Below are 21,425 nucleotides of genomic sequence, written 5' to 3'. Positions count from 1 at the left end.
TTATCTATATAAAGTGAAATGGCCAACAAATTCCCTACTATCTTCCTCCCCGTTCAATTGAATGACGTACCAGTAATCTCCGGTTGGCAATTCCTTGCCTTCATATCTTCCATCCCATCCCTTTGCATCATGGGCCTGTCTTGAAACTACTCTACCATAACGGTCATAAATCTTTATTAGTATATCTGGGAATTGCTGAATATTTTTTGGAATCCAGAAGTCGTTTTCACCATCACCATCTGGAGTAAAGAAGTTAGGAATATCGACGTCAATGAATTCCATGAAGATGCTGGCAATCATCTCACATCCGTTTTGGTCCACTACCCTAACCTCGTAGGTATCCGTCCTCATAATGTAGAACGTATTGTCGTTTCCATTGTCAACACCATCAAAATAATAGGTGTATTCTGGACTACCTCCCTCGGCAATTGCCGTTATCTCGTTTAGGCTTCGTTGTTCAAGTAGCAGGGTCAAAGGTTCAAAACTTTCAATGGTGAAGTCTACCGTAACCAAACAGCCATTTGAATGCGCAATGGTGATATAGTGGTTTCCTGGAGCAATGTTCCTAAAGTCTGGGTTGAGTTGCAGCGCAGAAGCATCCGTACTATCCAATGCGTACATCACATCCCCAATGAGGCTTTCATCCTCCAAGGTGATGTTCACGTAATTGTCCGGAAGGTCTCCCGTACACACATAAATAGGCTCAACCGTGGCGTTAAGGTTTACACCTGGTTCTATATCCACGACCACATTGGTCTCACAGCCATTGGCATCCCTAACGAATATCAAATAGTTGCCGGCGGCCATATCAACAAAAGAGGTCCTGCCCTGAACAAAATCCGCATCATCGTTGGAATTCAACGCCGTGCTATATGGAGCTGTACCTCCCGTGATGTTCAATGAAATCGTTCCATCCTGACTGTCCACGCAAATTTCAGGAGTAGTGGTAGCATTCACCATTAACATAGATGGTTCGGTAATCGTATACTCCAAATACTCGAAACATCCATTCTGATCTTGGGCGATTATGATGTAATCTCCCGGTTCCAAATCTGTAAACGTATTCACGGTGTCGAACTGGTTCAAGTTGGGGGAAATCGCGTATTGATATCCTCCAGCACCCCCGGAAAGCGTTACCGTTATACTACCATTTCCTTCCCCTTCACAAGTTACATTGATTACCTCATCAACATAGGTCAATGGAACAGGTTCCGTAATGATAACCTCCTCTGGCAACGTGGTACAATCCTCACTTGTCACAGAGACATAATACGTGCCTGCAGGCAGATTTCTAAATTCGCCAATGGATGTTGGACCGGCAATTCTTGAGGCAACGCTTAAGGAAGCATCGGTAAACAACTCGAACTGATAGTTGCCAAGCCCTCCAAAAGCATCGGCATAGATAATGGCTGTACTTTCGCCCGTACAATTGATATAGGCAGCAGATTGGTCCACCAACAGCACCAATGGGTCGATCATGTCTTCCGTAATTGCATTCGATTGAACTGCATCACAACCGTTGATAGCATCCCTTACAAAGTACTGGTAGGTGCCCGCTCCTAGTGTTCCAGTTGCAGGTAATCCCATTGGATTGCTTGTCATAGGCATAAATGTGATACCGTCCGCACTGTACTCGTAGCTTCCACTTCCTCCTGTAGCGGTAAGTTCAAACTCCGCACCGGTAGCACAGGTCAATGGATCGGTCCGTATCAATTGAGCTCTTACCGGAGTAGGTTCTATGATTTCTACCGTGTTGGTAGTCACGTCACATTCCCAGCCATCAGTAACCGTTATACTATAGATGCCTGCTCCCAAATCGTTGAAATTGGGGCTTAGTTGCGACGCCGTAGAGAAAAGAATCGTCGTTCCGTCCGCATCAATATAGTTCAAGATATATTCATAAGAACCGCTTCCTCCGGCAACTGTTATATTTGCGGTAACCGTAGCGCCCATATCGCCATAACATGCCAAATTGGTCACTAATGGAGTGGCATTTGCAACTATGGGTGTGGCAGGGTCAAGTACCACAGAGTCCGTGTAAGGACAACCTGCTTGGTCCGTTACCGTAATGTCATAGGTACCCGCGGAAAGACCGTTGAACACATTTGCATACACATTGTTTTCAGTAAACGCATCGGTTCCATTGGTGATGGAAATGGTATAAGGTCCGAATCCACCTTGGGGAACTACACGAATTTCGCCCCTATCGTTTGTACATGTTGGCTGCGAAAGAATGTCCGCAGTTGCCGTTAGTGCCATATCCGGAGAAGCTATGGTGACCATGTTAGTGTCTTCGGAACAGAAAGGCACATCCGTTTCCGTAATGGTGACGTAATAATTGCCCCCTGAAAGACCTCCAACAACCCTAGGGTTAACGGAGGTATCCGTACTCACCACTCCGCCTACAGGGTTACCTGCAGCATCGAATATTTGATAATTATAGTTCCCAGTATATCCTGTGATGTTTATTTCCAATTCACCATTGGAATCACCAAAACACGTAACCGGAGTAACTGCAGTGGCTGTAGCCCTAATGAAATCATACGGTTCTACATTGTAGGCGGGCGTATCAAAATAACATCCAGTATCTACATCGGTTACCCTAAACGTGTAGGAACCTGTTGTCAATAGGTCAAAAGTAGCCGTGGTGGCCGTAGACCCTGTTTGTACTGCATTTGTATTGCCAATAGGCAATAACTCGTACGTATACGTATGCGCCAAACCATTGTCTGAAACCGTAATGGTAACCGTTTCATCATTTGTACAGGTGATGTCCACATCTGTAGCGATCGATGTCGTAAACCTATTGATAGGCTGAATGATGACGGAATCCGTTGCGATACATCCATTGGCATCCCTAACATAGACCGTGATATTTTGCACCGTCCCGTTATCAGCGATATTGAATGTATTGGCTGATTGATAGGTAATACCATTTAAGCTGTATAAGTATGGCCCCGTTCCCGAAAGAACCCCAGGGGTCGCGGCACCATCTTCCACAGTAATAGTTACCACAGCCGTATTGATGCTGTTATCCGGAGCACAATCAAATGTGGTAGCAGAAGCACTAATGACCAAAGGTTGTGGTTCCGTTATCGTTTCGTTCTTGATGTCTTCACAACCTAGTCCGGACACCACTCTCACTTGGTAGTCTCCTGCCGGTAGGTTATCAAACAAAGGGCTGCTTTGTAATGGTCTATTTGGAGCTCCAGCACTTACCCCAATCAATTCATATTGATAGTTAGGATTTCCATCGGTAGTTGGGTCTAAAATAGCCCTTAAACTACCGTCACTACCTCCTTCACAGCTTACGTCGATTATGGTAGCATCCAATAAAACGGGCGTTATTGGAGCAACTAGCGCTTGTGAGATACTTTTCTGACATACGGGATTCGTAGTATCCAAGTCCCTAACTACAAAATTGTAAATTCCAATTTCAGTTAGATTTGTAAAAATACCTGTTGATTGGGTGACTATTGTACCTGATGGTGTGGTCATAACAAACTCTAGGTTTGTGGAACCCCCCGTTACACCAACTGTGATTTCGCCACCTGGATTAAGGGTACAGTCGATTGGCTTGTCTACGGTCGTTGACAAATTCATTTCCTCGTACAGTAAAACGGCCGGGGTTGTCGCGCTACATCCCCACTGATCGGTAACCATTACCTCGTAGTTGCCGGCGCCCAATCCAGAGAATATAGGCGTATTCTGGGAAGCACGGAAGTTAGAGCCGTTCAATACCAACTGATAGGTAAAGTTGGACCCTTGGCCTCCTGATGCCAATACTTCAATCTCACCTTCCAAATTGGTACAGTTTTCCTGATTTACCTGTAAGCTGGCAGTTATTGGGGTAGGATCTACCAACACAATAGTGTTGTCTATCAATTGCTCACAACCTTGGGCATCCCTTACCCAAGCCTGATACGTTCCAGCTGAAAGTCCCCCTAACATTGGAGATGCTGTATAATCCGTAGGCAAGGTAGGTGCTGCTACACCTATATAATAGGTATAACCTCCCCATCCACCTTGAACGTTGATAATTTCTATACTACCATCGTTGCCAGGAACGCAGGTAATGTCCATTGTTGCAATTGCTCCACTAATGGCCATACTGGGCCCGGCAATGGTGAACGCTTCGGTGTTTACACAGAATGGGTTGTTGTCCTGTGCAATTGATACATAATAACTTCCTGCCGGTAAATTGATGTCGGCCGTTGGACCGTTGGTGGCCTCATTGCCTGTTGTTACTAAAATATCATCGGCGGTATTTGCCAAGGTTCCGTTGGTGTCATAAATCGTCCAGGTAAATCCGCCAGGATAGATAGCATCAACAAGCTCGAAATTGACCGCACCTGTTGATGTTCCATAACATTCCACATCGCTTACATTGGTCACATTAATCGTAAAAGTGTTAGGCTCCAACAAGGTTTCTGAAGCCGAGATGATACAGCCTGTATCGATGTGCCTTGCCAAAATGGTGTAGGGCCCTGCTGCCAAACCTCCAAAAACATTGGATGCTTGATAGTTTGAACCGTTGTCTATGCTATATTCAAATCTAGATGGGTCGCCCAAAGTAGATACCACGCTCATGGTCAACTCACCATCGTTTCCTGGGGTACATGTAACCGTATTCGTGATGCTGACCGAAGCGGATATCAATTCGTCAAACGGATTTACAATGGCAGTCGTGGAGCCTAAACAGCCGTTGCTATCGTACACATTAATGGTATAGCTTCCACCAGCAAAATCGGTTTCAGTGTACACGGGATTCGTTCCAGATTGAACAACTACCGGAGCCTCTATGGGTGCCGTGTTCGGGTCGTCCTCTTCTATAAATTCATACCTCACGTAAGTTCCTGAACCACCTGTAATTGCCGAAGTATCTATGGTAATCGTTGCGTTGTTTTCGTTGTTTCCAACCGTACAGGCAAATTCAACCACCGATGCATTCACATTGGTGATGATTTCAGGCTCTGTAATTGCCTGAGTGATGTCCATTGAACAACCATTGGCTGCAGTAACCCTAATGGTGTAGGTGATTCCTGGAGCAATCAAACCTTCCAACCCTTGGAACGTGGCCCTTGTGGCCGTACTGGTCGTTGGTGCAATAGGGAATGTGGCACTGCTTCCAGGTCCGGAAATTATTTCATAGGAATAAGGTCCGGTGCCCACATCCGTACTCGTTACGGTTATGGATCCGTCATGGGCCCCGTTACAAGTAACATCCGTAAAACTGGAAACACTAATGTTTGGTAGTACCGCTGGCGGAACATTGACCACGATGCTGCCCAAACAATTGGGTATCGCCGTACTTGTATCATATACCGTTACAGTATAGTTGCCGTCAATACTGGCACCTGTCCATGTGATACTTGAACCGCCCATTGCTGTTCTTGATTGGTCCACTGCTCCGGGGCCATCAATTTCATAATCGTAGGAACCAGATCCCGCGGTCACATTGATTGTGATTTCCGCATTGTTGGCAGGAACTACCTCACAATCCAATAAGGTTGTCAACGTAGCATTGAACTGTAAGGGTGGTTGAATATCAAATGTTTCAGTTACTGAACATCCATTTACATCCCTAACCTCTATAGTTTGTGCCAAACCAGAGCTAAGGCCTGTTACCAAGTATTGGTTGCTGACATCAAAGGTAAAGTTTTGGAAGGCATTTCCATTCACCCTTATCTGGAAAGGGGCCGAAGCTACCAATGGATTATCCAAGGTTACACTTACTTGGAACATTCCCTCATCGGCACATTCATCAACAATACTCAAACTAATTATTGGACTTGGATCTTCCAATACCGTGATAGGCCTTTGGAAAATACAACCATAAGCATCCTTAACATACACGATATAATCACCGGCTTCTACATTTGCTGTGGTGTTATTTATCCATCCCGCATCAGTTGCCAAAGGAGCAGGGGCGGTATCCAGTAAATATTGATATTCATACGGAGCCGTTCCGTTTCGTCCCGCTGCGGTAATGATGCCCGCGTTGAGGTTACAATTGTCGTTTTGTGGAGAGGCGACATCCAAATCCAGCGCAAAGGCGGATTCTCGTATCGTAAAAGTACCTCCATCTACGGAACAACCGTCGTTGGGTCCGCCCACTTCCGTAAGCAATAAATAGTATTCCCCTGGAGGCAAGGTCGCAAAATTGCTTACCGTAACGGAACTGGGTGGGTTTACACTGGATGTACCCATATACCCGGTTGTTATGTTGGATTGCCTGTTGAAAACTTCATATTGTACATCGGTAGCAGCAACATCAAACCCAGAAAAAGTAAAGGATATGTTACCATCTGCGGAACCTGTACAACTTACGTTATTAACAGCGTCAAGCGTAGCCACCATGGATGATGGCGTGTTGATGGGTGCAGCGGCCTCCTCAAAATAATAACAATTGGTGGTCAAATCGAAAACCACAAAAGTATACGTGATGCCAGGTGTAAGTCCGGTAAACGTTGAAGTAAAGCCTCCAAGAACATCCGGAGCCTGATAGCTACTGGAATAAGGAGCCGAATACGTTTCCAAAATGGCAAATTCGTAGTTCCCACTTCCTACGGCAGCACCAACAGATACTACGGCCGTTCCCCCTACCAAACAATCAACCGTGGCCGTAGATACATCAATATCCAGGTCATTGGGTGGTGAGGCTATGATTTCGGTCGTGTAGGAAGCACAACCGTTGGCATCCACTACATCAATTTGATAAATACCGAATTCCAATACCGTAAAAGTATGGTCTCTTGTACCCGGTGTTGTGATATGGGTTTGTGTAGGAATCCCATTATTACCCGTTAAAATATAGGTATACTCCGCCGTTCCACCCGAAACCCCTGAAATGGAAATTTCACCGGGATTTGTGGTTCCCAAACCAGCATCACAAGTAATTGGCACGTCTGAGGTAGTATAAACAATAGGGCTAAGTTCAGAAATGGTTACCGGAAATGGAGCGGAAACACAACCTTTACTGTCCGTAATGGTCACCTCATAATTGCCCGCTGGTAAACCTGTGGTCTGGGTTCCATAATTGGTAGGGCCAGAAGTTTCCTCTACATTGACTACATAAGGAGGTACGCCCACGGAAGTATCTATTTGAACATCCAAGGAGCCCGTGCTTTCACCATTACATAATATATCCGTTGGAACTACATTGGCAATTACAGGAGTTTGCGCTTCCGTAATCGTAATAGGATTGGTTACCACCACACAATTTACGGGCGCAGAGGTATCCGTGACCCTAAATACAAAGTTCCCAAATAGGTTGGTCGTAAATACGTTCCCGGCAAAGTTCGAATTGGAATAGGTGGTTCCCCCATCATTGGACCATTCATATACGTATGTTCCTGAACCTCCATTAGCATTTATCGTAACGGATGCATCCATCAAACATGTTAAATCGCTCGTTAGAACCGCATTGGCAGTTAATTGGGGATTTATCGTTACCGTTTGGGTATTGGGTGCCAAAGGACATCCTAGGGCATCCCTTACTTCAATATCAAAAGAACCTGCGGAAAGATTGCCAAAAGTATATGTAGTGGCGGTTGTTGGTGTTGGAGCCAACCAGGGGCCGCCGTTTATCCTAAACTGATATCCGCCATTTCCACTGGTAACGTTCACAACAATTTCACCATCGTTGTTTCCGCTATAACAGGTTGTGGGTTCTGCCGTAAACACGATTGGGTCCGTTGGGTTTATGGTGAGCGGGGCATCGATTACATCCTCGCAATTGTTTATATCACGCACACGCACCAAATAATCGCCCGGGATAAGTCCGCTGAAAGTGGTATTGCTGCCATTGGTGGCAAAATCAAAACCTGCAATAATGCCTCCGACACCATCTTCCAGTTGATAGCTGTAGTTGGGGGTGCCACCCGTAGCCGATGCAATGATCACTCCGCCATCCGTACAAGTAGCCTGACTATTGATCGTTGCCGAAGCTATCACAGGGGTCGGTTCGTTGATGGCCTGATTTAAAATAACCGTACAACCTGCAATGGGGTTGTCCACATCCCTGATAGAAATTGTATAATTCCCCGCGGAAAGACCGGAAATGGTCTGTGGAGAGGTTGTGGAGCTTCCCAATATCGTAGTGAAGTTATCCAAACTATATTCAAAACCACCAGTACCAAAATTATCTACGTCAAAAGAAATGGAGCCATCCGTATCTCCATTACAGGTAACATCCATGGCAGAAACAATGGAGGCCTCAAATGCGTTGCCCGGTTCAACAGTTACATCTATGGTTACCGTTTGTGGGCATTGTTCCGGAAGTTGTGTCGCGACGATATTATCGATAACAACATCGTTTCCTGCAGTTGCAGTTCCAATGGTCCTTATTACTATATCCAAATTTGTCTCCGCACCTGGATTTAATGTGATGTTGTAATTTTCCCAGATATCAGGATCCGTACTCTTTGGAATATTACCTGTGGGTATGCTTGCTATGACCGTGCCCGATGAGTTTACCAGTTGAACATCCAGATTGGCATCAGCCCCTGTAGAACCAACAAATTTGAGATTAAAAACATCAATGGAAATGGTAATGTCCCTATTTGGAACCACTTCGATTCCCCTTTTGGCATAAACAATACCATTTACACCGGCGACCCCACCAATATTTATAGCAAGGTATCTACCATTTGGGTTTCCGGATTGTTCGTTGGGTACCAACCATGTATAAGGGTTCACAATGGTATTTGCCACAGAATACTCCCCGTCCTGTATATGGGTGTCCGTACCAAAGCTAGGACAACTACTTGGGCTTCCGTCTTGAGGTTCAAAACAGAATAATGGGTCTATTTCCGTAATGCTGGTTGGCGCACCAACACCAAAATCCTCACGTAATAAAACACTCGGAGAAGGAGCCACATTACTGATATAATCTACCGAAATCGTATGGGTGCCGACAGGAACATTGGTGAAAATATTCGAATCTGCAGGTGTATTTGGCGTCCCATTCAAGCTATACGTGTAATCCAAACTAGGATCGTCCGTTCCTATGGTTACGATACCTGTTCCATCACAGGAATAATCGACCGTTGGGGTCAAGGTAACATTGGGAGGTGTTGGTGCCGGATCAATTGTTACGGACATTGGGTAAGTACAACCGTTGGCATCTTGCACGTATAGCGTATGTGTACCTGCCAATAAATAATCAATGGCATTCGCCCCATAGGACAATCCTCCGTCAAAACTGTAGGAATATGGTGCCGTTCCTCCTAGTACATTGGTAATCCTTACCTCAGCACCGGTACTTGGGTTACATTCGATCAGCTGGGTAACCGCAGCGGATGCCGACAATGTGAACGGTTCTGTTATGGAGTGTAGTAGGCTTACTTCACAATTGTTTGCATCCCTTACCCTGATATTGTAATTGCCTGTACCAAGGTTATTAAAGGTGTTGGATGTTTGATAGGTTGCTCCGTTATTTATACTATAACGATAAGGAGCTTCCCCACCACTTGCCAAAATGGTTATGGTTGCTTGGTTTTCCCCACTACAAAGAATTGGTGTATTGGACACTGAAATGGCCAAAGGTGCATCCTGAACAATATTGATATCATAGCTGGCTTCACAGTATCCTGTGATTCCGTTGTTATCTCGAACATACACATCATAATCCCCTGGTGCATTTACTGTTACAGGATTTATAGCTGCGAAATCTCCGTCAGTTGGGGTTACCCCATCAACAACAACGGCATATACATAATTTCCGTCGCCCCCGGCGGCCGTAATATCAATTTCTGTGTCCGTAGCACAAGCAGCAATATTCCCTGCGCTTGCAATCACACTTAGTTCTGGATCGATTGTTATCGTTTGGGTATCCGTACAGCTATTTCCATCCCTAACATTGATGGTGTACGTTCCAGGAGCAAGGCCTGTAAACAGATTTGATGTGCTATAACCACCTCCGTTGATGTTATATTCAAAATTACCATCGCCTCCTGATGTAACATTGGCTGTTAACGTCAATCCAACCGCATCGTCGTAACAGAAATCATTGGGCGTTACTGCCAGTACAGGAGCGGTTGCCGGGTTTATATCAAAAGTAAAGGGTACCGCACAATTGTTGGCATCCGTAACGGTGCCCGTATAGGTGCCTCCTTGGGTCAATCCATTAAATACGCCATTCGTATTGGTGCCGAATAGCGAGGTATCCGGATTATAAAGGGTATATTCATAGCTTCCCCATCCACCCGATGCAGCAACGATTACACTACCATCGTCCAAACACGTGGGTTGCGTTACCATAGGTGCAGCTACCGTCAATGCCGATGGAGGTCCTTCCAAGGTATGGGTCGTATTGTACGTACAATTGGTATCCGTATCCAAAATGTCCAAGGTGTAATTGCCCGAGCCCAGGTTGGGAAGGCTTATTGTGGCCTGAACCCCTCCCGTAGCAACAGTTCCGGAAGGTCCGGTTACGGTATAGGTGAAATTTTGTCCGGTTTGATAATTAACGTTGAACTGAACCGTACCATCGGTCGCACCAAAACAGGAAACGGGAGTTACCGTGATACCACTCATGGTAATAGGTACAATAGGTGCTATGGTATGGTTTTCTTCGTAAAAACAACCATCGGCATCCGTTACCCTAATGGTATATGTATCCGGGGCCAAACCGTTAAAGTCGGCCGTATTTCCTAGAGTGGCATCCGGTGCTATCGTTGAAGGGGCAACAATCTGAATGGTCAAAGGAGCGGTCCCCCCAATTGAGGTAACCTGTAAATCTACCGTACCACTTGGACAGGTTATTTGGGATTCAACAACCGTAATATCCGTTGGAGGGTCCGTTGGGTCGATGATTATTGGAGTTGTGGCATATACACATCCCGCAGCATCCCTAACCGATACGGTATAGGAACCGGCGGTTAAATTTTCAAATCGATGTGGGTTTGGGGTCGAATCGGGAATAAAGTTTATTCCATCGATACTATAGCTGTAAGGTGCCGTTCCTCCGGATACATTCTGGGCCTCTATAATGCCATCCAGTAAACAGCTATAATCTTGTACCAATGCCGATTCCGCATATAAAGCATTTGCGGGACCACTAATCGTATGATAATAAGGATAGTTACAGGCAGCGCTTCCTTTACGCATATTGACCACAATGGTATAATCGCCTGGCATCAAATTTCCAAAATAACCAGAAGCATTGGCGGCAATCGCATCGTTGATATCAAAATTATCGTTGATCACATCGATTTGTGGAATGTCAATATCGAATAGATAGTACGTAAGTTGGTAGCCATTATCGTCCAAAAGATTCATCTGTATGGACCCCGAAGCATCGCCAAAACAAGCTTGGTCTTCAATGGTAGCGCCTGAAAATTCGGCTGCCGGTCTAAATTCAATAGTAACCGTGTTGGAAAATGCAAAACAATTGTTTCGATCTACCACCACGAAGGTGTAATCACCGGGATTATAGATATCGAAGATTTGGCTGGACTGGAATTCGGTCGCAGGTATATCCTGGGGTGTTGGGTAGGAGGTAACCATAGTACCCGTTTCGTCCTCATAGGACCAAATAGCGTATCTATGGGGTGTTTGGCCCCCAGTGGAGCTCATGAGAATATTTCCTTCCCTACAGGTGATGTGTTGTGAGACCCGCGCCTCTATTTCCAAATCATTGCCGTCGACAAGGGTTACCTGCTCCGAATGGGTACAACCATCTTGGGTACGGGCAATAACAATATAGTTTCCTGCATTCAGGCCGGAAAAGGTAAAATCATTGTCTATCTGCGCGGTTTCATCATCGATCAAGGTCCCTAGACCACCGTTGGAACCATCGTCCAAACGAAGTTCATATTCATAATTGGGCTCGGCATTGTTAATTTGAATGTTGATACTTCCCTGTGATATACAATTGGGGTCCGTATGGGATACATCAAAAGTTACGTCCCTATCCAAAACTCCAATGACCGGAGTCCTAAAAATACAGGCATTGTCAATAGGATCTCCATTTAGGTCCAACTGGGTAACCTCCACCACATAACTGCCATTTTCACCCGTGTTAAAATCAAAACTAGGCCCATTGTTGGCACTGAAAGGAACCACGACGGTATCCGTATAGTCATTTACCAATTGGTACCCATAGCCATTCCCCAAATTGGTGATCGTGATGTTTCCGGGATTGGCACAAATGATGTCTTCCTTGGTATACTGGATGTCCAAGTTGTTTCTAAATACGTTGAAGTAGAAGCGACTGGTACACCCATTTTGATAGGTGACAGAAAGCCTGAACTGGCCTTCCGTATTCGCCGTATAGGTATTGCCGGTTGCCACTTGGTTCCAGGTACAGGTCAAGGCCCTATTGGCACAATCGTCCCCAGAAGGGCTGCAGCTTCCTTCGTCCAGCTGTTCCCAAACAATGGATTGTGCATCAATAATGTTAATTTGTAACTCCTTTGTGTCCGCAGCGCCACATAGAAACAACTTGGGCAACATGGCATTGTCCACACTGCATTGAACAATTTCACCGGCGATATCGTTGTAAGGATCCGTATCATTATTGACGGCGTTCATCAACTCAATTATAGGGTTGGGTATCAAACCTGCTCCATAGGGAGTGACCGTAATGATTTCCTTGAACCCCTTACAAGGGTCTGCTACTATCTTGTCCACGATATAAGTACCCACCTGCGTAACAACGATGGTGCTTGGGTCATTATCCGGGTCACCATCGGTAATGACCGTATCGGTCGCGTCAAATTGATTGTTTCCGTTATCGTCCCTTACCCATACATATTCGTCAAAGCCATCTCCGGCATTCAATATGGCCGAACTTCCACATAGTTCTACGGTGCGTTGAAAATTACAGTCCGAAAGGTCATCCAATAGGAAGTTTGTGGCTCCAGGAACCACAAAACCACAAGCATTGAAGTCCGTTACACTGGGGTCATCTGTAACCATAGCGGTATTTTCAACTCCTTGATACGAGGAGTAGGCCAAATTCTGAATCAAATCCGAACATGCATCAATAAAATCGAAACAGTTTTCTGCAACCTGAACCCGCATTCTAATAGAATATTCAGGTCCATCCTCTTCTACCAGATTATTTGGAATCGAAAAAATAACTTCTCTTGAAGCAGGTGTATATACGTAAGTTACCCCTGGAGGTAACGCAAAATCAGATGGTATAAAGTCTGTTCTGCCGTCAGGCGGAGAAACATTTATTGGTAGGACATCTCGAATGGTATAATTGTCCGCATCATCATTCCCAATATTTTGAAAGGATAGTACATAATCCAAAACTTGGCCCAAATTAACTCCCTGACCGGTAATGTCCACACCGCCAGGAGTGTTAACCCGTTTTTCCAAAACAATATTTGGAGCGATAATTTCTATATCGAACGACGTAAAAAAGATATCATATTTGTCCTGAGAGGAACTTGCCCTCAATACGGCACTAGTGGCATCGTTTGGTATGACATTGTTGAATTGATTGTTTATCTCAAAAAGATCTATGTCCCAACCCAAGGTATTGATACTATTGGGGGTTCTATCTGTAACCAATGCGTCGTAACGAGTAATATTTGAGTTGAAAAAGTTTGTAGCTGGGTTTAATGTATTGGATAAAGGTGTAAAGACGCCACCACCAAAGGCATCGATAGCCAATCCATCGCCTGATATCCTATTATCCCCTTCCAAAGCAGCAACACCAATTTTGGCGTTTACAGGAAAAGGAGCCGGTAAACTGGTGAACCCACTTACCGGTATATCAACAGTTTGTCCAGATGCAATTCCTGCGTATCCATCAAAAGTGGTGATATATCTACTGCCGGGAAGATTTGGATTCTCATAAACCACAACCAATTTCCAACCACCAGAAATACCGCCAGAAATACCACCTCCCAAACTGGCCCTAACATTTGCCACCGTATATTCTCCGTTTGGATCCGGTAATGCAGTAAGTATACTCGTTACATCCCTGTATGCTGCATATGGACTGTAATAACCAAAATCTGCATCACCGTTCCCGTCGAATAAAATTTCATCGGCGGTAATGTCTTGGTAAGCACCGCCCGGTACCCTAAACCTAATCTGATCAATAGTACTACGATCTGGATTTACATAGACGGCGGACCAATATAAACCTGCATATCGAATTAAGGAACATGTAGGATCTGGAACCGTTAAAATTGCACTACTAGAACTAAATGTACTAGGGTCGCTATCCACGTCAATGTATTGCATGTCTAAGTTATCATTGTACTCAGACGAACTACCAGTCAAATTATACGGGTCGTTTGGGGAAGTAGCGGGTATCGTAACCGTTACCCTTCTCCATCTTCCATTAATGAATTGCCACTCCTGTCTTGTTTCCTCTTGGGTTTGTCTATTGACAATATTGTTGCCTGCAAAGGTTAGTTCACCCCTAATATCCGCGGAATACCTTACCTCAAAATTGTTCTTTACCTGTGCAAAAGTTGAAAAAGTTCCGATTACCAAAAAAATCAGAAACAATGAAACCCTCAATAAAGAGATTCTAATATTAATATTTGGAACGGTAAACTCCAAAAAGGTAGTTTGTTTGGTCATAGCACTATGTTCTAAAAGCACTTCGAGGGATTCAATTACAAATCACTACAGAATATGCCAATAACAAAGATTGTCCATACTAGGAAGGTTTGAAATTTATTGTTGTGGTCTGAAAGCTATATGTTGTGAAAAGTGGTTTGCAGAGGGTATGTGAAATGAGATCTCCCTGTTTTATGGTATTTATGACCCATGGAACATCTAGAAATTTTAAGAAAAATCAGGTTTAAACGAGGTTTCTTTGGTGGGTATAGAAAAAAACTATTCTTAGTTTAGGAATGGTTTAAATCCTTCCGATTGAGAATTCTCCTTTACTGAAAACAGATGGCTTTCGCCGTTAAATTTTGTTCCAAAAAAAAGACCAAGAAAAATTTCTTGGTCCATTTAATTGTGTTTTTCTTTTAACTATGCCACTTGCCCGGGGGTAACCCTCATAATCCACATTTTTTCATCATAGGCATCGTTCAATTTAGAATAATAGGATATTAGGGCATTTGTCCAGGAGTCATGTTTTTTTAAGTAAACATACCTCCAATTATTTTTGGGATTGATAAAATAGCTGGCGCTGAGTCCGTAGGAATTTAAAAGCGCCACAAACCTATTGGCGTTTTTTGGGTTTGCAAAAACATTGGCGATGATATAGTAACCGGACCCGATACCATCAATTTCGTAGTTTTCAGGTTCCGTACCGTTGGCAGCCAATCTATCCTGTTGTACTACATTTTTACGAAGTACGTCCGTATCGTATTTGGAAGATTTCTCCTTTAACTTGTTTACATTGTTCACATAGGCTTCGTTGGTGTACCTGTTCTCAACGTTCATGATCCAAGTCTTGCCGTCATAGGCTCCGTTGAAATTTGAATCGTGGGCGGCAACTGCTTCCTCAAAAGTGTCATAGCGCTGTAAATACACGTATTTCAATCCATTGTTGGGGTTGTCAATATAATCCGCCTTTATTCCTTTGGCATCCAAACTATTCAAGAATTTGTCCAGATACTGACCACCCTTGTAAACATTTGCCACCACATAGTAACCATCGGTTACATTGGGCAGGTCATTGAACTTTCTGCTTTTCACCCGTTCCAGAACCACTGTTTTTTCCTGTTCCTGGTTTACCCTATTTTTCTGTGGAGGGGTATATGCCAGCACGTCTTTTTTGGTTTCTTCCCGACTGATTTCCTGCTTTGGTCGGTTCGTTCTGGACACCTCGGTATTCGCTATGGCATTGGATGTACTTTTCTCTTCTAACGAATTGTTGCTTTTTGTCACATCATCCATGGCTTTTGAAGCGGCATTTACATTGGTGGCCAAGGCGTCTTGGGCCGATGTATTCCGATTGGTATTTTCTGCTGGTTTTATTTCTCGCTCCCGAGTATTTTGTGCCGATGCCAATTTTACATCGGATTCGTCACCCCTGAAGATTTCTTCGGCCCTGCGTTCCAAATCGGGACGTTCGCCATTGGTTTCGTTCCTAACCATTTTCATAACCATATTGAACCTTCGTTCCAGGTCTGCCTGTCTATTGGCCTCCAAGGAATCCTGCCGAAACATCAACTCTTCAATAATGGCATCGTTTTCGGCCAATTTCCTTTTCAGCTCCTCAATCTCATCATTCGTAGCAATGTTCTCCGGTTCTAAATCATTTTTAACCAATTCGTCTTCAAAATCATCTTCCAACATGACCCTATCCTCCGTAAGGTTCGGTGTGAAGGAATAGGCAAAGGAAATTTCATGGGTAAGTCCAAAATTGTCAAAGTTGTTGGACAAGCCTTTTTCCATGGTATACCCCAAAGAAATCCGTTGGTTCAGATTAAACCCTACCCCGGCCGCAGCTCCATAAAAACTATCATAACCACCTTGGATCCAACCTATTTTTGGAAGGTCCAAAATTAAGCTTCCCCCTAAGGTGATGTTATCCTCTTCTCCATCCATTCGAACCCTTGCCAACGGCATCAAACGCCCCGCTTCCAGAATTCCAGAACTATTTTTAAACTGATGGGTATATTGCAGGTGTCCGGAATAGGTTTTCTCACTAAAATCCGTAAGGGATTCACTTGTTTTTAAATTATAATCGAATAGGTTTTCTGCAAAGGCACCAATATCAAAATTTCCGTAGGATAGGTTAAATCCCGGTTGAAAGGATAAAAGGTTCTGGTCCTGGAATCCCGCCAAAAATGGATCTTCCTCTACCGTTGTTGCACGGCCTTCGTCAAAACCACTATTGTAATAGGAAAGATTGGCCCCAAAGGTAAAATTGCTTTTATCGCTCAGTTTTACTCCGTAGGCGTAGTTTGCCAAAACACCATAGTTACTCAATGCCCCCAAACGCTGGGTATACAAACTCAATCCTAAACCGGTACGGTCGCTGATCCTACCACTATAACTCAAGAAATAGTTTTGGTTGTTATCGTCAAATTGTACCGATTGGTTCCTGTGCAATAAATTGATGTACGATTTGTCTTCCCGTACCGTAGAAAATGTTGGGTTTATCAAAAACCGATTGTATTTCAACAGGTTTTGGGAAGGTACCTCGTACCCAAAATAAAGATTGTCTTCCTGCGCTTGGGCCTTAGAAAACCCAAGGGCAAGAAGTACAAATAATAGTAGTATACGTGTTTTAGGTAGCATGTTTGGTTTTAGCGTATTACAGTGATTGTGCCCTGTTTCAGCACCTCGTTGGCATTTCGAATCTTATAATAAAACACCATGTTCTGCTTGGTAAATGCCGTTGAGGTCTGGGGCCAATTATTTTTATAGTCAAACTCATTTAACACCTCTTCTCCTTGGCCATTGTATATGATTACGTTTACATCGGGCCTATTGGAGTAGGAATTGGGTATTACCCATTGGTCATTGATTCCGTCACCGTTTACGGTAATGACATTGGGTACTTTGAACGTATCCAATATGGACACTTCAAACTGCCTCACAATATCACAATTCCCAATACTTGCAATCAGCGTGTACGTTCCTGGTTCGGTAATGGCAGCCCTGTCCGAAGTACTAATTTCCGTGTTGTTGGGATCCATCCATCTATAGGCTGTTCCGCCGGAAGCAGTAATCGTCCTGGTAGTTCCATCTGGAATGACCATGTTACCGGCCGGCTCCAAACTGATTAGGTTTTCGTCCAAAGGAGATATCGTAACTTCATTAGAAATCAATTCACATCCGTCACGATTCAAAACCAAACGGTATGTTCCCGTTGCGCTAACATTTAGGTTCGTATCCGTAGTGCTTATCATACTCCCGTCCAATTGCCATTCAAACGATTCAGTGGCCAAATCCAAGGAAGCACTCAAGGTTATCAAATCACTAGCGCTACAATAGACCGTGCCTGTACTACTAATAGTAACTGTATCACCGGTCAATAATTGCACGGCTAAGGCATTTGATGTTTCGTTGTATGTATCGATAGTTGCGTTCACTGTATAACTTCCATTTTCCAAATTGGAGGCGATGCTGATGGAATTCCCTGTCTGACCGGATATGGTAGACCCGTCCTTTTGCCACTGATAGGCAAAGGCATTCCTAAGATCTTCCGTGACGTCTGTTTTTGTTCCATCCGAAGCAACCGCATTAATCGTCGCGACCTCCAGCACTATACTTGTAGAAACACAGGAAGTATAATTTCCTGCATAATCCAATACCAATTCAAAAGACGCCGGTGTAACCACAACCGTAGTTTCCGAGTTTTTGCTAGTGCTGCCGCAACTTCCCCCTGTTTCGGTAACCTGGGCATAGTAGTTGCCTGCCTCGGTAACGTTCAATGTGCTGGTAGTTTCACCCGCGATTTCCCCACCGTTTTTAAACCATTTGTAGGTTGGGGAACTTGCATCGGTAGCGACGGATAAGGTCTGAGGTATCGTTGGAAGCAAGACCACGTTTTCCGGGTTGATCCTAGTAATTGAATATGAGCCCGGATTGCTCATTGTAACTGGAGCAGAACGCTCGGTACAGATACCTGTCCCTGAAATCTCAACCGCATAATCCCCTTCAAATCCCGCAACACCTCCATTAACGGTATAGGTAGTTCCGATGGCGCCCATAATGGCAACATCGTTCTTGTACCACTGATAGCTCCAAGCCGCATCGGTTTGGTCAATGGACAAAGTTTCAGAATCCGTTGGACAGAGTACCGTTTTGCTTGGTGAATTAATTGCAATACCAGAACCTGTACCACCAATGGTAACATCCACAATGTTGGAATCCGTATTTCCGGAACCCGTACAATTGGGGCCATAATCCACATAGGCGTTGTACATACCACTTTGGGAAACGGTCAAGGTATGGCCAGTTTCTCCTGTAAGTAAGGTTCCGCTTCTATACCAAATATACTGGTAGGTTTCAGGATTCGGAATATTATCTACCTGAAGTGTAATTGGCCCTGTAGCACAAACACTTCCCGGGGGTACACCGTCCCCAAGTTCGCTAATGTTCAGGTTGTTGGTGATGTCCATGTAGAACATGTTGTAAGCAGGGGATTCTGTTCCAATCTTTACCGGATCGGTACTTCGAACCCGCATTTTATAGTTAAGACCTCGAGTGTCCGTAGGAATGGAAAAACTTACATCAAAGTCGTTCACGGTATTTTTATCCGTTACCGTAACCAATTCAGTAGGTGCTGAAAAGCTGCCGCTGGCATCTGATAGTTCCAAGATGAACTCGTTGCCGGCATTGGCCGTGCCTGCCCAAGTAACGTTCACAAAGTATTCGTTAAAGCCCCCATTACCTGCGCAGATATACCCCCAAACGGAATTACCGGCAAGATTGGGATTGTCCGCAGGTTCAGGTGCATTGATGATAATGGCCTGGGCAGAAAGCTGTAGGAAACCCAAGAACACAAGGAGGGTGGTCAAGTAGTAAGATTTGTAATTTTGTTTCATAGTGATGTGTGGTTTTGTGCCCCAAATGATAGTGATGTTGTAGGTCAAACACTTTAAACCTTTGGTACTCAAAACAAATATGACACAAATAACGCGCGTAGGGTATTTATTGTTGTAGGCCGATTCATTTTTGTTGTGAAACGCATTTTGTACAAGGTGAACCTTTTTTAATCTTAGGTTTTGCGGCAATTTTGCTACTTTTGTAGCTTGAAAAAATACAACATGAGCGAGACATCCAAGTCTTTGAATTTTATTGAACAGATCATAGAGGAAGATCTGGAAAATGGTTACTCCAAGAGCGATTTACGCTTTCGGTTTCCTCCCGAACCCAATGGCTACCTACACATAGGCCACGCGAGTTCCATTTGTCTAAATTTTGGTTTAGGCCTTCGGTATCAATCCCCTGTAAACCTTAGGTTTGACGATACCAATCCGGCCAAGGAGGAGCAAGAGTTCGTAGACGCCATCAAAAAGGATGTTTCCTGGCTTGGTTTTGAATGGGATACCGAACGGTATGCTTCCGATTATTTCCAGCAGTTGTATGATTGGGCGGTTCAGCTCATCAAGGATGGCAAGGCCTATGTGGACAGTCAGACTTCCGAAGAAATGGCGGTGCAAAAGGGCACCCCAACACAACCCGGAACAAATAGTCCCTTTCGAAACAGAAGCGTTGCCGAAAACCTATCCCTGTTTGAAGAGATGAAAAGCGGGGCACACAAGGAAGGTTCGCATGTGCTGAGGGCGAAAATCGATATGGCCCATACCAATATGCTTATGCGGGATCCAATCATGTACAGAATCCTGCACAGAGCGCACCACAGAACGAATACCGATTGGTGTATTTATCCCATGTATGACTGGACGCATGGTGAAAGCGACTACATAGAGCAAGTTTCCCATTCCCTTTGCACCTTGGAATTTTTGCCCCATAGAGAGCTATATGATTGGTTTTTGGACCAAGTGTACGATCCCAAAATGTTACGACCAAAACAGCGTGAATTCGCCAGAAGAAACCTAAGCCATACTGTAGTAAGTAAGCGAAAGCTAGCACAATTGGTCGCCGAAAAAGTAGTCACAGGATGGGACGACCCCAGAATGCCTACCATCTCCGGGATGCGAAGAAGGGGGTATACGCCTGAGTCCATCCGTAATTTTGCCGATACCATAGGAATCGGAAAAAGGGACAATCTAATCGATGTTTCCCTCTTGGAATTCCATGTACGCGAAGACCTAAACAGAACGACCCCCAGGGTCATGGGTGTTCTAGACCCCTTAAAGGTGGTCATCACCAATTATCCAGAGGGCCCCGAAGAATGGCTGGAGGCAGAAAACAGTCCGGAGGACGAATCGTTAGGCTTTAGGCAAGTTCCTTTTTCAAGGGAATTATATATTGAGAAGGACGACTTTAAGGAGGAGGCCAACAAAAAGTTTTTCCGCTTGAAGTTGGGCGGCGAAGTGCGCTTGAAAAACGCCTATATTATAAAGGCCGAAAGTTGCACCAAAGATACCGATGGGAATATTGTTGAGGTGCAATGTACGTATGACCCCAAAAGCAAAAGTGGAAGCGCCAACCCAGAAAGCCTAAGAAAGGTCAAGGGAACCTTGCATTGGGTGTCCATACCGCATGCCGTTCCATCTGAAATACGATTGTATGACCGCTTGTTTACGCATGAAAGTCCAGATACCCAAAAGGACAAGGATTTTATGGATTTTATAAATCCAAATTCCCTAGAGGTCATTACGGGATTTGTGGAGCCAAGTTTGAAAGAGGCGAAGATTGGTGATCGCTTTCAGTTTCAGCGTATGGGTTATTTTTGTGTGGACAAAGATTCTACTGAAGAAGAACTTGTGTTTAATAGGACTGTTGGGCTTAGGGATTCTTGGGCCAAGATCCAGCAGAAAGCGGAGTAAATCAACCACACACAAACACGTAAGAATTAAAAATTCCAAATCCAGTGCACCAATAATTCCAATACTGGTCCAAAGCGTGTA

Annotated in this window: 4 protein-coding genes; 1 reads left to right on the top strand and 3 read right to left on the bottom strand. The window is 44.4% G+C overall.

Features of this window, described 5'->3' with window-relative positions; genetic code table 11:
- The 3 genes from ACZ41C_RS07205 to ACZ41C_RS07195 all read right to left on the bottom strand — a co-directional run bounded on the left by ACZ41C_RS07205 (position 1) and on the right by ACZ41C_RS07195 (position 19,433).
- The gene (locus ACZ41C_RS07205) at positions 1-14,553 is read right to left on the bottom strand and encodes a T9SS type B sorting domain-containing protein (RefSeq protein ID WP_464565187.1); all 14,553 of its coding nucleotides are present in this window, start codon (positions 14,551-14,553) and stop codon (positions 1-3) included.
- Positions 14,554-14,955: 402 nt separating this feature from the next.
- Complete coding sequence (locus ACZ41C_RS07200; protein ID WP_464565185.1) at positions 14,956-17,178, bottom strand: PorP/SprF family type IX secretion system membrane protein; 2,223 nt, start codon at positions 17,176-17,178, stop codon at positions 14,956-14,958.
- Positions 17,179-17,186: 8 nt separating this feature from the next.
- Positions 17,187-19,433, bottom strand: coding sequence for a T9SS type B sorting domain-containing protein (locus ACZ41C_RS07195; RefSeq protein ID WP_464565183.1), 2,247 nt, complete (start codon positions 19,431-19,433; stop codon positions 17,187-17,189).
- Between the two features lie 222 nt (positions 19,434-19,655).
- Between ACZ41C_RS07195 and ACZ41C_RS07190 the strand changes: the two genes are divergently transcribed.
- Positions 19,656-21,344, top strand: coding sequence for a glutamine--tRNA ligase/YqeY domain fusion protein (locus ACZ41C_RS07190; RefSeq protein ID WP_464565181.1), 1,689 nt, complete (start codon positions 19,656-19,658; stop codon positions 21,342-21,344).
- Positions 21,345-21,425 lie beyond the last annotated feature (81 nt).

Source organism: Maribacter sp. C-4077 (assembly GCF_055378385.1).
This window is presented reverse-complemented; position numbering and strand designations above follow the sequence as displayed.

Bases quoted from the DNA above. Each gene is read 5' to 3' on its own strand.
- ACZ41C_RS07195 (WP_464565183.1), bottom strand. From the start codon at position 19,433: ATGAAACAAAATTACAAATCTTACTACTTGACCACCCTCCTTGTGTTC.
- ACZ41C_RS07205 (WP_464565187.1), bottom strand. From the start codon at position 14,553: ATGACCAAACAAACTACCTTTTTGGAGTTTACCGTTCCAAATATTAAT.
- ACZ41C_RS07200 (WP_464565185.1), bottom strand. From the start codon at position 17,178: ATGCTACCTAAAACACGTATACTACTATTATTTGTACTTCTTGCCCTT.
- ACZ41C_RS07190 (WP_464565181.1), top strand. From the start codon at position 19,656: ATGAGCGAGACATCCAAGTCTTTGAATTTTATTGAACAGATCATAGAG.